At 58.4% G+C, this 14,624-nt stretch carries 13 protein-coding genes; 11 read left to right on the plus strand and 2 right to left on the minus strand.

All coding sequences use genetic code 11. The annotated features are described in order from the left end of the window. Positions 1-181 precede the first annotated feature (181 nt). A complete protein-coding gene (locus N1037_23295) occupies positions 182-1,093 on the plus strand; it encodes a DUF2493 domain-containing protein (protein ID UWS82055.1) in 912 nt (303 codons plus the stop codon). 121 nt (positions 1,094-1,214) lie between these two features. Here the strand turns inward: N1037_23295 and N1037_23300 are convergent, their stop codons facing one another. Further along, positions 1,215-1,550 (minus strand): hypothetical protein, encoded by a 336-nt coding sequence (locus N1037_23300; protein ID UWS82056.1) that lies wholly within the window; start codon positions 1,548-1,550, stop codon positions 1,215-1,217. A gap of 599 nt (positions 1,551-2,149) precedes the next feature. Here N1037_23300 and N1037_23305 point away from each other — a divergent pair. From N1037_23305 to repC, 4 genes are all read left to right on the plus strand, one after another. Further along, positions 2,150-2,488 (plus strand): DUF736 domain-containing protein, encoded by a 339-nt coding sequence (locus tag N1037_23305; GenBank protein ID UWS82057.1) that lies wholly within the window; start codon positions 2,150-2,152, stop codon positions 2,486-2,488. A 496-nt stretch (positions 2,489-2,984) separates the two neighbouring features. Continuing rightward, positions 2,985-4,196 (plus strand): plasmid partitioning protein RepA, encoded by a 1,212-nt coding sequence (repA, locus tag N1037_23310; protein ID UWS82058.1) that lies wholly within the window; start codon positions 2,985-2,987, stop codon positions 4,194-4,196. 103 nt (positions 4,197-4,299) lie between these two features. Then, positions 4,300-5,295: a plasmid partitioning protein RepB gene (gene repB / locus N1037_23315; GenBank protein UWS82059.1), complete on the plus strand. Its 996-nt coding sequence runs from the start codon at positions 4,300-4,302 to the stop codon at positions 5,293-5,295. A gap of 160 nt (positions 5,296-5,455) precedes the next feature. After that, positions 5,456-6,739: a plasmid replication protein RepC gene (repC, locus tag N1037_23320; GenBank protein ID UWS82060.1), complete on the plus strand. Its 1,284-nt coding sequence runs from the start codon at positions 5,456-5,458 to the stop codon at positions 6,737-6,739. A 12-nt stretch (positions 6,740-6,751) separates the two neighbouring features. On the opposite strand, the gene N1037_23325 is transcribed toward repC, so the two are convergent. Further along, positions 6,752-7,861, minus strand: coding sequence for a tyrosine-type recombinase/integrase (locus tag N1037_23325; GenBank protein ID UWS82061.1), 1,110 nt, complete (start codon positions 7,859-7,861; stop codon positions 6,752-6,754). Between the two features lie 113 nt (positions 7,862-7,974). Between N1037_23325 and N1037_23330 the strand changes: the two genes are divergently transcribed. The 6 genes from N1037_23330 to N1037_23355 all read left to right on the plus strand — a co-directional run bounded on the left by N1037_23330 (position 7,975) and on the right by N1037_23355 (position 14,622). Beyond that, positions 7,975-8,859 (plus strand): DUF1403 family protein, encoded by an 885-nt coding sequence (locus N1037_23330; GenBank protein UWS82062.1) that lies wholly within the window; start codon positions 7,975-7,977, stop codon positions 8,857-8,859. A gap of 2 nt (positions 8,860-8,861) precedes the next feature. Further along, complete coding sequence (locus N1037_23335) at positions 8,862-9,452, plus strand: SMC-Scp complex subunit ScpB (GenBank protein ID UWS82063.1); 591 nt, start codon at positions 8,862-8,864, stop codon at positions 9,450-9,452. 309 nt (positions 9,453-9,761) lie between these two features. Continuing rightward, complete coding sequence (locus N1037_23340) at positions 9,762-11,096, plus strand: DUF4365 domain-containing protein (protein UWS82064.1); 1,335 nt, start codon at positions 9,762-9,764, stop codon at positions 11,094-11,096. Continuing rightward, on the plus strand, positions 11,093-12,568 hold the full coding sequence (locus tag N1037_23345) for a hypothetical protein (protein ID UWS82065.1): 1,476 nt from the start codon (positions 11,093-11,095) through the stop codon (positions 12,566-12,568). Before N1037_23340 ends, N1037_23345 begins: the two co-directional genes overlap by 4 nt. Positions 12,569-12,812: 244 nt before the next feature. After that, positions 12,813-13,412 (plus strand): helix-turn-helix domain-containing protein, encoded by a 600-nt coding sequence (locus tag N1037_23350; GenBank protein UWS82066.1) that lies wholly within the window; start codon positions 12,813-12,815, stop codon positions 13,410-13,412. After that, positions 13,402-14,622, plus strand: a complete 1,221-nt coding sequence (locus N1037_23355) for a type II toxin-antitoxin system HipA family toxin (protein ID UWS82122.1) — start codon at positions 13,402-13,404, stop codon at positions 14,620-14,622. The genes N1037_23350 and N1037_23355 overlap by 11 nt, the downstream gene beginning before the upstream one ends. Positions 14,623-14,624 lie beyond the last annotated feature (2 nt).

A 14,624-nucleotide genomic window follows, 5' to 3' on the forward strand; every position in this document is an offset into this window, starting at 1 on the left:
AGCAATGCGCCCGCTACCCGGAAAATTCCCCTCCCCTTTCAGGGCATTCCTCGCGGGACCAATTTTCCGGTCCGGGTCACATTCTCCGCTTCGCTCCGATCCTGACGGATGCGGCCCGGTCGCCGCCGGTCCTGACATCGCCCCATCCAAATCGGGTCAGATCAAACAGAGGAACCAGACAATGCCCCATCAGACAGACATCCAAGAGGAGACCGGCGTGACCTCCGCCATCCTCGACCACCTCGCACTTCACGGCGCAACACCGGGACCCGGCGAGACCGATCATCGCCCCCTGCCCCAACCCGACGAGGTCGAACTCGCCATGGCGACCCTCTTTGAGACCACCATCGGCCTCCTCACCGGCAGCCAGTTGGAGGACAATATTGAAGAGATGCTCTGGTCCCTCACCTCGATCTTCCATCGCCGGCTGACCCATATCCAGAAGCTTCTCGACGACAACGAATTCGAGGTCCGGGAAAGCCTCGCGATCCAGGACGGCTCTGAGGTCGCCTCGGTCGAGCTGGAACGCCTCCAGATGATCGGGCTGAAGCTCTGGGACCATCGCGACGCTTTCGAGCAGATGCGCGATCTGGCCGTGGACCATTTCTCGGCCGCCACCGGTTCGCCCTGGCTGCCCCGCACCGGATCCAAGGTCTCGCATCGGGGTCTGATCTCCGCCGTGGTGGACAGTCGGGCCTATCTCTCGGCCAAGCGCCGCAAGGAGACCGAGGTGCACTGCCCCGAAGGCACACGGATCGCTTTTTCGGGCGGCGACTATCAGGCCTACGACCTGATCTGGTCCGTCCTCGATGCCACCCTTGCGAAATACCCCGACATGGTGCTCTTGCACGGTGGCACGCCCAAAGGCGCCGAGATGATCGCGGCCCGCTGGGCAGATACCCGAGGTGTCACCCAGGTGGTCTTCAGGCCCGACTGGAAGAGCCACGGGAAGGCCGCCCCCTTCAAGCGCAATGACAAGATGCTGGAGACCATGCCCCAAGGGCTGATCGCCACCCCAGGTTCGGGTATCACAGAGAACATCGTCGACAAGGCCCGCAAGCTCGGGATCCGCATCAAGAGGATCGGGGCTTAGGCCCCGGTTCTACAATGACATCAGTCAGAGCGCCCAGTGCGGTTCGCACTTTGAGTTCGCGGAGGTGCGCAGTATTGCAGGATTTGGTCTGTCAGACTGCTGAGTGTGTGGATGAGTATTTCTAGTTTGTCGCTGTCGCGGGACTTCCAAAAGCCTCGTGACGCTCACGTCGTCCCGGGATCAGCGGGATGTTCGCCGAAAGGCGCCCCATTTCGGCCAGGAAACTGACCAATCCGACGATCGTCTTGAACTCGCGCAATTTGAAGACGCTGCGGCTCGTGACAAGCATCTTCGCGTCCTGGCCGTCCTTCGTCACCGCGTGCACGATCCACGCGCCATACCAACTGTTATGGCGCTTCTCGGCAGTCTGGTTGCAGATCACCTCGATGAGGTAGCCATCTGAGAGCAGATCGCGCAGGCCATCCTCGGTGACCACATTCTGTGTTGCGCCGTCCAACTGCTTATCCTCTTCACTCATCCCGACACGTGTCGGGATTGGAGCGGGCTCGGGCGTTTGCCTGATCTTCCGAGTCGCACACGTCGTTTGCTCAGTTTTGCGCTGCCATACGGGACATCTTCGAAGTTCGCAACGCGGCCGGGATTGAAGCTGTCGGGAAAAGATGTGCGCGTCCTCGCCTGGGCATTTCAACTTCTCCAGCCTGTGAGATCACTTTCTGCTCTAGGCCATTGGTAACTCGACCGAGGACCTCAAGACGGGCCGGTGTTGCGTTGCGACGGGTCGTGGTATGTATCGAAAGATCAGGTGTGACTGTGAAAGGATCGTTTCGGCGTTCTTAGTTGTCGGCAGTTCACCCACCTTCCTTCGCGGCCACCGCACTTCTCCCAATGTCTGAGTTGCATGACATGCTGGTCGCAGCTGTCGTCCCGTCCACAAAGGTTGTCGCCGATCTTTTTCCCCTGACCCTGCGGGTCTTTCCTCGCGCAGCAAAAAGACCGGCGCCTGCCCCTCTCCAGCTCACGCTTCGCCTTCGGTGTGGCCGGGCCTTGGCCAGCTGCAAAGTGACCATCATTGCAACGCAAACAAGGAGAAGAGCAATGACCACGAACTGCATCAAATTCACCAGCGCCGACATCGAAACCGCCAAGGGCGTCGGCTCCATCTCGACCCTGACCTTCGACCTCGACATCACGGTCGAACCCGTCGCGAGCGCGAACCCGATGGCCCCCACGCACCGCGTCCTCGGCCGTTCCCCGCGCGGCAAGCTGGTCGAGTGCGGCGGTATCTGGAAAAAGCAGAGCAAGGAGACCGGCGCCGACTACTACACGCTGACCATCCGCGACCACGGCTTCAACGCCAACCTCGGCAAGGCCGCGAACCAGGACGATCTGTCCCTGCAGGCCGTCATCCCCTGGGGCCCCAAAGACGCCGCGTGACGCAAAGAATCGGCCGGGGCAACCCAGCCGATTTCCCCCCGCGTCCCTTCGCATTGACATGCATTGCCTGCATGTTGGCGCGCACTGGTTGGTGTGCTTGGTGGAAGCAACTGAAAGCTGATCGGGCATAAGGGAGATGATGACGCAATCCGTTTCGGAGAAGACTTTTCCGTCGTCCCCCACGCACTTTAAGGCTTAGTACCTCTTGCATTTTGACAGCCGTGCAATGGAGGAAAAATAAATAATAACATAAGGTTGCGGTCGTGGTCATGTGACGCGCTAATTGGCTGGAAGTCAGAGCTTACGACAGGTCATCCCAAGATATTGGGTAGGAGCCATCCGTGATCACTACAGTTTGTCGAGGCATCTAGGCCCGCTGGCAGATTGGGTGGGGTCGAGCCGCCGGGCGAAAATCATTGTTAAGACTCATTTTTCCGTGTAGATGACACTTTAATGAGCGAAATCGCTGAAAAAGCGATATTTAGAGGGCAGTCAGATGCGACAACGGTCTTTTGAGGCTGATACGAAGGATCAACCCTTCGACGAGATCATCCTTCAGCAGGGAGAGCTGATTTCTGACCGTCTCAACATGTTGCGACAGGAACAGTATCCTCCAGACGCCCAGAAAGGTCTACGTCAGTTCTCTCTGGCAGAGGTTGCCTACTATCTCGGCGTGACCCAATCGACGATCAAGAAGCTTCACCTCGAGGGCAAAGGCCCCGAGCCCGAAACGTCGTCTTCCGGCAGGCGCAGCTACTCGGCTGAGCAAATGCTGGAATTGAGAGCCTATCTGGACAAGCATGGCCGTCCCGGAAGGCGCCGTTATGTCCCCTATCGACAGCCTGGCGAAGAACTGCACGTTGTTTCTGTCGTAAACTTCAAAGGGGGCAGCGGAAAGACCACTACCGCAGCTCATCTCGCTCAGCATTTAGCGCTGAAGGGCCATCGTGTTCTTGCGATCGACTTGGATCCTCAAGCCTCACTAACAGCTTTGCACGGTATCCAGCCTGAGCTCGACAACGTGCCCTCGCTTTATGAGACGCTCCGGTATGACGATGAGCGCAAGCCCATCTCTGAAGTAATCCGGCCGACAAACTTCCCAAACCTAGACATCGTTCCGGCAAGCCTCGAACTTCAGGAGTACGAATACGATACGCCGGTTGCTTTGACGAGCAGCGATCCCCATGAGGGCCGCACCTTCTTCACTCGGATATCCAAGGCGCTCAGTGAAGTTGATGACCGCTATGACGTGGTCGTAATCGATTGCCCTCCTCAGCTGGGCTACCTCACGCTCACTGCTCTGACGGCTTCTTCCTCGGTAATTGTGACGGTCCATCCTCAGATGCTGGACGTCATGTCGATGAGCCAGTTTCTTTTGATGCTGGGCGGGATCATGAAGACGATCCGTGACGCCGGAGCAAACATGCGCCTGAAGTGGTTCCGCTACCTCGTAACGCGGTTTGAGCCAACAGATGGTCCTCAAAAGCAGATGGTCGGGTTCCTCCAGGCGATGTTTCCAAACCAGATGCTTTCGGCTCCTGTACTGAAATCGACGGCGATCTCCGACGCTGGGATCACCAAACAGACGCTTTACGAAGTTGAGCGCTCTCAGTTCGTTCGAACCACTTATGACCGTGCAGTGACCTCCCTGAACGACGTCAACGACGAAATCGCCGAATTGATCCACAAGGCTTGGGGGCGAGAATGACTGTGGTTTTGACAGCCGTGCAGAGCGCCAATTTTGACAGCCGTGCAACTGTCGAAATGCAGACTGCGCGCCGGTTGGATTCTAACGAAGTGGAGATGACTTGATGGCTCGCAAAGACCTCCTGAAGAGCGTCATGGCTGGTTCGCCGGAGCAGCCCAAGGATTCCGGGCGCTCCGGATACGCAATGCGCGGAGCTTCGAAGTCGATGAAGGTTTCGATTGATAGCCTTGCGGAGAACTCGAAGCGTCTCCTTGAAGGCGAAACAATAGTCGAGATTGATCCGCAATTGATCGATGTGTCATTCGTTTCGGATCGGCTTAGTGATGACGATGTTGCTTTCAACGAACTGAAAGCATCGATCGCGGCCGGTCGCCAGGACACACCGGTTTTACTTCGACCGCATCCAGAAGCAGATGGTCGTTACATGATCGTCTTCGGGCATCGCCGTGTGCGAGTTGCATCGGCGCTCGGCCGTAAGGTTCGCGCAGTTGTAAAGCCGATGGACGACGTGGCCCACATTCTTGCTCAAGGGCAGGAGAACACTGCGCGCGCAGATCTCTCATTTATTGAGAAGGCCCTATTTGCGAAGAGCCTTTTGGATATGGGGCAAGCAAAGGACGTGATCCAGTCCGCCCTGACCATTGACGGTACTTTGCTTTCGCGCATGCTGTCAGTGGCGCAGAACGTCCCGCGGCACGTCATCGAACAGATTGGCCCAGCCAAGCAGATCGGGCGCGATCGTTGGGAGGATTTCAAGAAGTTGGCCTCGGAGCCCAAGAATGAGAAGATCCTCAAAGGAGCTTTGGAGTTCGACGGTTTTCAGGGTCTCGACAGCGATGCACGCTTCGAGTTCCTGCACAGCAAGCTAGCAGAAGCGGGCAGGGCGCCGAAAAGCCGAAAAGCGCGTGCCGCGCCCAAGAAACGTACTTGGACCGCCGGCAAAGGCCGCATCAAAGGCGTCATCGGCCGATCCGGAAAGGCATTCAGCATTTCACTCACGGCGCAAGACTCGACCGAGTTCGGGGATTTTCTCTCGGGCCGGCTTGATCAGCTGTACAGTGAATTCCTCGCGACGAAAGAGGAGCAGTCAGAACAATGATCTAGGCAAAAGAAAAGCCCCCAAGCAGCGTGGCCTGAGAGCTAATCTGAAAAGTTTGGTCGCTTAGAAGATATCTCTCCCGCGAATCACTGTCAACAAGAACGCCACTTCGGCGAACGGCTTTCTTTTGCCTCCACATAACTGGAGGTGAGAAACAGGCATGAAACATACAGGTTGGCGCAAGCCGACACCGGGTCTTGGCATTGCAGAGCAGCTTGCCCAAGCCGGTGAACAGTTAGCTGTACCCAAGACGCGGGCCTTCGTGGCCGTAAAGCGGGTCGGTGCATACATTGGCCTCAAGGCCGGAGACATGATGCTCCTCGACACGCTCGGGGCCTTTACTCAGGCCCAGGACTGGGAGGAGGGGCAGCGCCCGATCGTCTGGGCATCAAACGCCTATCTGATGGAGCAGACGGGCTTCTCGCTCTCGGCTCTCAAACGCCATGCGCGACGGCTGGCCGAGATCGGCGTGATCTCCTTCCAGGACAGCCCGAACGGCAAGCGGTGGGGGCGCAGGGACGCCGATGGGCGCATTATCGAGGCCTACGGCTTCGATCTGTCGCCGCTGTCGGCCCGTGTCGAGGAGTTCGAGGAGTTGCATGCCGATTTACAGGCCGAACGTGAGCTCTGTCAGCGCCTGAAGCGCCAGATCACGGTGGCACGACGGATGATCAGGGCGCGGATCGAGGCTGCCGTCAGCAACGCGCTGCGCGGGCCCTGGGCGCAGTTCACGGGGCTCTTCGAAGAGCTTTTGGACCGGCTTCCGCGCCGCCACGAAGCTTCCGAACAGCTTGTCCGGCTCTTGACCTGGTTCAAAGAGCTTCAGGAGCGTGTCGAGGCAGCTTACCTTAAGGCAACTGAGGCTGTCCAACCTGTGGAAAACACGCCTGCAACCAAGGCACAAGTCTTCGAAAAGACTCAAAAAATGAACCCCAGGGAGGTCATTTCTGACCCCCATATACTAATTACAACCCAACTAAATCCTGTAACCTGTAATCGCTCAGAAACTGAGCAAGCGGCGGGCGTGGTGCCAAATGCGCCACCGGAAGAGCAGGTTGATAGGGAGTTGGAAGAGTGGGTTGCTGAGACCCGCAAAAAACGTGGAGCAGCGCTTGATTTGCCGACTGTGATGCAGGCTTGTCCCGAATTCGCGTCCTGGGCGCGCAATATGGGCGGGTATCTCAAAGATTGGGGCGATCTGCACCGGGTTGCTGGCCAGTTGAGGCCAATGATTGGCGTCTCGGAGCATGCCTGGAACCTCGCGCAGGTTCGTCTTGGGCCTCAAATTGCAACCGCCGCGCTGGTTCTGACCTTCGATAAGCATTGCGCCGGCGAAGTCGCGTCTCCGGGCGGCTATCTCCGTGGTATTGTCCAGAAGGCCGGGGCAGGGGAGTTGCACCTCGAGCGTAGCTTCTACGGTAGGCTCAGCGGGCAGGCGGCGTAATGGGGCAGCGGATCAAAGCCCCGCGGCCTTGGTCAGGTTCACCCGGAATCTGTCGCGACGGCGTTGATACCGGCGGGTCATCTCGGCCGATGCGTGTCCGAGCTGCTTCTGGACATAGCGTTCGTCGACTTCCGCGCTGCTGGCGAGACCGGCGCGCAAGGAATGGCCTGAAAACAGCGCTAAGCGGTCTTTTTCCGGCAGCTCGGCGCGAATGCCGGATTTCAGGACGGTGGATTTGATGAGGCGGGCGACATGCTTGTCGTTGAGGCGTTTTTCCAAGGCCTTCTTTCCGTCGCGGGATGTGCGGACGAAGACCGGTCCGAAGTCGATCTTCGCGAAATGCAGCCATTGTTCCAGCGCATGAACGGGGCAGGTTTGGTTCGAAGAACCGCGGCCAATCTCCACCTCGCGCCAACCGGCTTTGGCATTCAGAGTCAGCACAGCACCGTCACCGAGGATCTCGATCCAACCGCCTGAATCATGCGTATCGTCTTTACCGACATCGAGGCTGATGATTTCAGAACGGCGCAACCCGCCAGCATATCCCAAGAGCAGGATGGCTCGGTCACGCAGGCCGCGCAGGTCGTAGGGCAGGGTGGCCACCATTGCGAGGATGTCTTCCGGCAGGATCGCTTCTTTCTGTACCGGTGGCCGCGCATGTTTGCGCTTGATGCCGGCCAGGACGGTGGCGATGTGGCGATCCTTGCGGTCCAGCGCGAACCCACGTTGCGCGTAGTTCCAGGCAAGCCCAGAAAGGCGGCGATCTAAGGTGCTCACCGAGAGGGCAGGGGACCCATTGGTCGGCGCGGCCAGGTCCGTCAGATAGAGACCAATCATCTCTGGAGACGGGGGTAGGGGCTCCGCGCCTTTCAATCTGCACCAACGCGCAAAGTGCTTCCAGTCGGCGGCGTAGGCCTTGTTGGTGTTTTCGGCGGTCGAGGCCTTGGCGTAATCACGTGCGTTCTCGGCCAGTCGATCCAGCGTACCTGAGCCGGCCACATGGGAGGGCAGGGTCAGAGCCTCGCTGGATGTCGGGTCTCTCGCGTCGTCTTCGTTGATGGAAGACCCGATTGGTGCGTCTGAGATCGATTTCTCATTCATTTTTGACATGTCGCTGAGCATATCTTTTGAGGTCCGATAATACAAACTTATTGGACATGACTGCGAGCGACAAGGTGGGGCGGTTTATGTGCTATTTTCTGGTAGAAAGCGCCGCGCTGATATAGGCTGCAGGCATGACATTTGCCCGGCCGGATCACATCGTCGACCTCGACACGTTACCCCGGATGCCCGCCTGGGTCACCTCTGCACGCGCTGAAACCCTTGAAGATGTTGCGTTTTTGTCGGGTTCGGCGCTGAACCACCTGCATCTTATGTTGGGACGCGCGGAGGTGCCCCAAGCCTTGTTTCGGGACCGGCTCGCGCTGCGCGCGGCCGAGGCTTGTATCGCGTTCTCTGGGCGGCCGGAGCGGGCAGGGGAGCTGCGCGACGCGGTGCACCTGCTGCGACCCGGCGATCTGCCCGGACCGGCGGGCGAAACTAGCCTCGCCTGGCGACGCGCTGTGGAACGGCCGGTATCGATCAAGGCTCTGGGTCGAGCCTTGCCCAGCTTCGACCTCCGCCAAATTGCCGCGTGGCTTGATGTGGGGAAAGGGGCGCCGGTAACCTGGGCCGCGAAGGTGTTGGAGGCGGTACTGCACGAGGTGCCGCGCGCAGATGTAGTAGGACTGATCCTCGCGGATGCGGCCCTCGCTCAGGCACTCGGCTGGGATCATCTCGTGCCGCTTCTGGCCCCAGCCCTGAAACGCGCCGACCTGCGCAAGCATGGCGAAGACCTGCGTCTCGCCTGTCATCGGGCGCTCGTCTCATCGGCAGTCGAGGCCGTGCGCCTTGCCGCTGACCTCGAGCGCCGAACGACGCATCTGAAATCCGTCGCGCCGAAACTCCGGGCCAAGGGGGCAGGGCAGGCGGTCGAGTTGTTCCTGACCAGCGATGCGGTTGCCCCTTCGGCGCTGCCCTTGCCGGATCGCGCCGCGCGGCGGCTCTGCGATCGGTTGGTCGACCTCGGCGCTGTGCGCGAGCTGACCGGGCGGGACACCTTCCGGCTTTACGGGGTATAGTGATGGCCAAGGATCGCCCCGAACTTGAGCTTGACCGCGAGTTGTCCGATCTGCCGCCCGAGCTGCGCTGGCGGGAATGGATGCGCCGGATCGAGGCCGTGCTCTTCGCCAGTGCCTCGCCAGTGCCGCGCGAAGACCTTGCCCGCGTGGTGGGGCAGGCGGCTTCGGTCGAATTGCTGGTCGAGGACCTTGCCGCCGATCTGGAAGGGCGGGCCTTCGAGATCGCTCGGGTCACTGGCGGCTGGATGTTCCGGACGCGGGCCGCCTACGCGCCCGCGATCCGCGCAGCGGCAGATGTCGGGAACCAGTTTCTGGATCTGAGCGAGTTCGACGTCGCGGTCCTGGCCGCCATCGCCTACCATCAACCGATCACCCGCGACGGGCTCAAGGACATCTTCGGCAAGGAGATCAGCCGCGACCTGATAGGGCGGCTGCATTCGCGCAACCTGATCGGGACCGGGCCAAAGTCGCCCAGGCGAGGGGCCCCCTATACCTTCGTCACCACCGAGCAGTTCCTGGTCGCTTTTGGGTTGGAGAGTCTGCACGATCTTCCCGATCGGGAGCAGTTGGAGGATGCGGGGGTTGTGGGGTAGCTGCTTCAAGTGGGCGTCGGCTGACGAACTGGAATCCTCGGCATAGAATTCATCCCGACTTTGCTCTCGCGGAATCTACCTCTGGGCATCATCGTCGGCAGCAACGAATTCCATCGTGAGGACAACGTCAGTCGTTTTGAAATCTGGTCGGGAAAGCTTGATAGACCTATTGACCGGTCAGTCCAAGGGTCGCCTACCCAGTTCATCTGCGATCATTCAATCCATCATGGCCTACATGTAGTATCCGAGGCCTTACGAAACGCTGATTGAAGTGCTATCTCTTTCATATGGAAGGTACGGGTTATTGGCGTGAACAAGAAGATTACTGCCAGTCAGCGCATTGGCGAAATCGGGGAGAAGGCGGCTAATCTTCAATTCTTGCGAATTGGGTTCCAATTCGATGGGCGTTCACGGCTGGAAGCGGGGATAGACGGCATCGCTGAGGTGATGGACGATGATCAGCCGACAGCGAAGATGATTGCCGTTCAGGTCAAGGCTACTGAGCGTGGCAGCTATGTCGGCGAGACGGACGCCGGTTTCACCTATCGTGTCCGCGCTTCAGATTTCGACTACTGGCGCGGCTCCAACCTACCCGTGATCCTTGTTCTCTACAGGCAATCAGATGACACGTTCTTCTGGAAATCGCTCGAAAACCTCGTTGGCGAGGCCGAACGCACATTGCAGTTCGACAAGGAGCGCGACGTCTTGGACGGACGTGCGAAGAATCACCTCGCTGCCCTGACCGTCGCCAAGCAAGGACACGGTTACTACGTCCCGCCACTTGGGGGAGGGGAGGAAGCGATCATCAACATGGTGCCATTGCAGCTTCCTGAGGAAATCTTCGTCGCACAGACACAGCTCTCTACCCAGAAGGCGCTCGCCCGGATGAATAAGGTCCGGGACGGCCAGCGGTACGATTGGATGGTCGATGAAACCTCGCTTTGGACATTCTGCGACCCACTAACCACACCCGTTCGCGACCTGGTCGAACGGGATCAGGTCGAACGGATCGAAACCGACTTTCTGGCACAACACGACGCAGTGGATCAGCAATACAAATTTGCGGGTCTGTTGCGACATACTCTGGGCCATGACTTTCGGGATTTGCTTGGATGGGACCGAAAGAAAAAGCAGTTCTACTTCTTGCCAACACCTGGAGGCGTCGCGCGCAAGTTTCGCTATCTTGGTGCGAAGCAGAAGACACAGGCAGACGTTGTCAGCGTCTATCAGAAGTCGAAGGGGGAGGGGCCCATCGACTATGTGCGGCACCATTCATTCCATCCCCGGTTCGAGCGCTTGGCGGACCAATGGTACCTGATCATCAACCCATCCTACTATTTCACTTCGGATGGAGAGCGCGCGCTCAACTATCCGGATGCCTTGTTGTCCGGGAAGAAGCGCCTCGACACAAACAACACCGTTCGAGGCCAGGTGATCATGTGGCATCGATTGCTGTCAGGTATGGAATTTGAAGATGCCGGCGAACTGCTGGCACCCGACACCAAGACGGATCGTATCATCAAGTTTGGTGACCCGCCTTCCATCGAACTGCCAAAGAGTGTGCCCGAGGACGTGTGGGGCGCGAAGGCGCAGAAGTCGAAGAAGCCGTCCGGCTCGAATGAACAAGGCAGCTTTGACCTATGAGCGACTTCAAGACAAAGATCTTCCCGGAGCCTGAACTGGAATTTGGTGACCAACACCATCATCCTGATCCACGATTGGGGTTGCTACAGGCGGGCCCGTTGCAAACGAACCTGGGGGACACGATCAAAGTCGGCGTTGTTGGCAGCGCTCTGACCGTCGAAAAATCAGGCGAGTTTCTGAATGCGATCGAAGATGGGTTCGAGGGTAAGACCGAAAAGCACCCGAACCTGCACCCGGACTTCCCTGGGTTGAGAAACCAGAACCCCTATCGGTGCCGGTTTGAAATGGTGGCTGCCGAAGATGGAGTGCTGACGAAAGGTCAGATCGAGAAGATTGCCAAGGAACCGAGCGATGCGCGTGCTGTGGAGATAGCCGTCGACGCAGTTATGGCGCAACTGGAAAAGTTGGAGGCGCATCATGAACGGCCGGACGTGGTCATGGTTTCTCTCCCTGTCAAGTTGATCGAACGGGTCTGGAGAAACGAGCGGGCGCGCGATGACGAAGGTATAGAGGGCGAAGCGGCCGACGCGAAAGCTGGCAGAGAAACCTCTCCGAACTTCCGTGGCTTGCTCAAGGCCAGAGCGATGGACCTCAGATTCTCAATTCAGATTGTCTGGGAGGATGTCATCAACCCCGATGCCAAGATCCCTCGCAAGATCAAGGAGAACTCTGACCGCCAAACCCAAGATCGAGCTGACCTCGCATGGAACCTCATGACGACGCTCTACTACAAGGGCAGCGGCAAGGTGCCCTGGCGCAGATTGCCGGAAGAAGGCGAGTTCACCGCCTGTTACATTGGCATCAGCTTTTTCAAGGATGCCGAAACCGACGAGATATGGACCAGTGCTGCGCAAATGTTCGACGAGCGGGGCAGAGGGTTCATTCTTAGAGGCGGTCCTGCGCAGTCAGAGTCGCGGGGTCGCCACCCGTTCCTCACTATCGATGAGGCTCACAAGCTTACCGAGAGCGCCTTGGCCGCCTACAAGTCGGTCCATAGAACGATGCCGGCACGCGTGATCGTCATGAAGACGTCGCGCTTTCGCGAGGACGAGGCCGAGGGTGTTGGCAAGGCGCTCGACGAGGCAGGTGTGGAACTGCGCGATCTCGTTTGGATTCATGAGAGCTATTCAGTCAAGGTGCTGCGCGACGGCGACTTCCCTGTCCTCCGCGGCACCTTCGTTGAACTGGACGGCAATGGGCTGCTCTATACCAACGGCAGCATTCCCTACTATGGGACCTATCCTGGCCTCTATGTCCCGAACCCCCTGTTGCTCTGTCCGCACCCGCAAAGCGAGAGCACGATCGAACAGATTGCGAAGGAAGTTTTCAGCCTCACGAAGGTGAACTGGAACTCGACCCAGATGAACCAACGCTTGCCGATTCCGATCCGAGCAGCCCGTAAGGTTGGTGACGTGTTGAAATACGTTCCCTCGGGGCAAAAGGTCAGCAGTGACTATCGGAAGTACATTTAGAAGCTGCACACGGAGCACGCCGTCGGCTCCGTGGCTGCTGTTAAGAGCATCTGATCGTCGATCCTCGAAGCTCCCAAGTTTCCAGCGGATCTTTTTTCGGCAAGTGACTTCTCTGGCGTTTGATACATAAAAGAACATCACGCGCATGCCTTGATGTAGAATTCTACATCAATCTTGAAGTCTGCTTCAGTGAGTGATATGTTTATGAATATCATAGATGGCAAACGAAGCAGCAAGATAGATCATGAGTTACGCAATAGAGCACATCGCAGAGTCGCTCAAAGCCGCGCGGGAACGCAAAGGGATCTCTCAGCGCGCGCTCAGTGCGAAGGCTGGGGTTCCACAGAGCCACATCTCCAAGATCGAGAACGGGGCGGTCGATCTGCGTCTGTCCAGCCTGGTCGAGCTTGCACGTGTACTTGATCTGGAATTGACTCTGGTCCCGCGCAAGAAGCTGCCTGCCGTTCGGGCGATCATTCGCGGTGATGATGATGGTCACCGTGACGTTCAGAGCGCGCGTAAGGCGACGAACCTATTGCAGCGCCTTGATGACCAGATAGCAGCGCTTCCCAGTGAAACGCTCTCTGAGATTGTCGTTCAGGAGTTGCAGCGCCGGGCGCGCGAATTGATGCACTTCAAGCTTTCAGCCGATGATGTTGTTCAGTTGCAAGAAGCGTCTGCTGCCATGCAGGAGTTCCTGAGCGATCCGCGCAATCTGGAAGCGGTCGAGCAGGCGCAGAGCCAGTTGCGCATGCTGCGCAACGCACTCGCCCATGGGGCGGGTGTATCTGCACCATCCTTACCGCGTCCGGCCTATCGTCTGGATGGTGACGATCATGGCTGATGTCAGTGTCCTTGAAGTCCTGCTCTACGGAGAGCCGATAGGTACGTTGACGCGGGTCAGCGGTGATACCTCGCTCTTTGCTTTCTCTGAAGGCTATGTCGCCGATGCGGGCAGGCCGGTTCTGAGCCTCGGTTTCAAGAATGAGCTTGGGGAACTGACCACTGATTTCGGTACGCAGAACATGCACCTGCTGCCCTTCTTCTCCAATCTTCTGCCCGAAGGTCACATGCGAGACTATCTCGCCGAGCGCGCGGGCGTGAAGCCCGTCCGTGAATTTTTCCTGCTCTGGGTTCTCGGCGAGGACCTTCCCGGTGCGGTCACTGTTCGGCCCGCCGATGGTGAGGCGTGGCCCCCCGACGCTGATGATGGTGAAGATCATCACGATGATCATCGAGATCAGGCGCTGAGGTTCTCGCTGGCAGGCGTTCAGTTGAAGTTCTCGGCTTTGGGAGACAAACAAGGCGGTCTTGCGATTCCGGCCAAGGGGGTCGGCGGCTCCTGGATCGTCAAGTTGCCAGCGCAAGGCTTCGATGCTGTCCCCGAGAATGAATTCTCGATGATGACGCTCGCGCGTCTCTGCGGCATGGATGTTCCGCCGATAAGGCTGATCGATGTTGCCGACATCGGCAACCTGCCCGAGGGCATGGATAAGGTCAGCGGTCAGGCGCTGGCGGTCGAAAGATTTGACCGTCTAAGTGATGGCAGCGCTGTTCACATTGAAGACTTCGCGCAGGTCTTTCGCGTTTATCCCAAGGACAAGTACGAGAAGGCAAGCCAGCGCAACATCGCACAGGTACTGGCCGCTGAATGCGGAGAGGCCGACATCGCCGAGTTTATCCGGCGGCTGACTTTCAATGTGCTGATCGGCAATGCCGACATGCACCTCAAGAACTGGTCGCTGATCTATCCGGATCGTAGGCAGGCAGCGCTCGCGCCGTGTTACGATTTTGTTTCGACCATTGCCTACATAGACGACGACAAGGCGGCGCTCACCTTTAGCCGCACCAAGAAGTTCTCCGGGTTCTCGAAGGACGAGCTGTCGCACCTGGCTGCAAACGCCGGTTTATCCGAGAAGCTGGTTCTGGGAACCGCACGCGAGACTGTCGCGCGCTTCCATGAGCACTGGCAGGCCGAAAAGGGAAACCTGCCGCTGACCGCGGATGCGATCAAGGCGATCGAAGCCCATTTGCACACAGTGCCGATAGCGTAGGG

Source organism: Phaeobacter sp. G2, from assembly GCA_025163595.1.
Classification (GTDB): domain Bacteria; phylum Pseudomonadota; class Alphaproteobacteria; order Rhodobacterales; family Rhodobacteraceae; genus Pseudophaeobacter.

Excerpts from the sequence above, each read along its gene's own strand:
- N1037_23325 (UWS82061.1), bottom strand. The coding sequence starts at position 7,861 with ATGCTCAGCGACATGTCAAAAATGAATGAGAAATCGATCTCAGACGCA.
- N1037_23345 (UWS82065.1), top strand. The coding sequence starts at position 11,093 with ATGAGCGACTTCAAGACAAAGATCTTCCCGGAGCCTGAACTGGAATTT.
- repB (UWS82059.1), top strand. The coding sequence starts at position 4,300 with ATGGCTCGCAAAGACCTCCTGAAGAGCGTCATGGCTGGTTCGCCGGAG.
- repA (UWS82058.1), top strand. The coding sequence starts at position 2,985 with ATGCGACAACGGTCTTTTGAGGCTGATACGAAGGATCAACCCTTCGAC.
- N1037_23335 (UWS82063.1), top strand. The coding sequence starts at position 8,862 with ATGGCCAAGGATCGCCCCGAACTTGAGCTTGACCGCGAGTTGTCCGAT.
- repC (UWS82060.1), top strand. The coding sequence starts at position 5,456 with ATGAAACATACAGGTTGGCGCAAGCCGACACCGGGTCTTGGCATTGCA.
- N1037_23295 (UWS82055.1), top strand. The coding sequence starts at position 182 with ATGCCCCATCAGACAGACATCCAAGAGGAGACCGGCGTGACCTCCGCC.
- N1037_23305 (UWS82057.1), top strand. The coding sequence starts at position 2,150 with ATGACCACGAACTGCATCAAATTCACCAGCGCCGACATCGAAACCGCC.
- N1037_23350 (UWS82066.1), top strand. The coding sequence starts at position 12,813 with ATGAGTTACGCAATAGAGCACATCGCAGAGTCGCTCAAAGCCGCGCGG.
- N1037_23330 (UWS82062.1), top strand. The coding sequence starts at position 7,975 with ATGACATTTGCCCGGCCGGATCACATCGTCGACCTCGACACGTTACCC.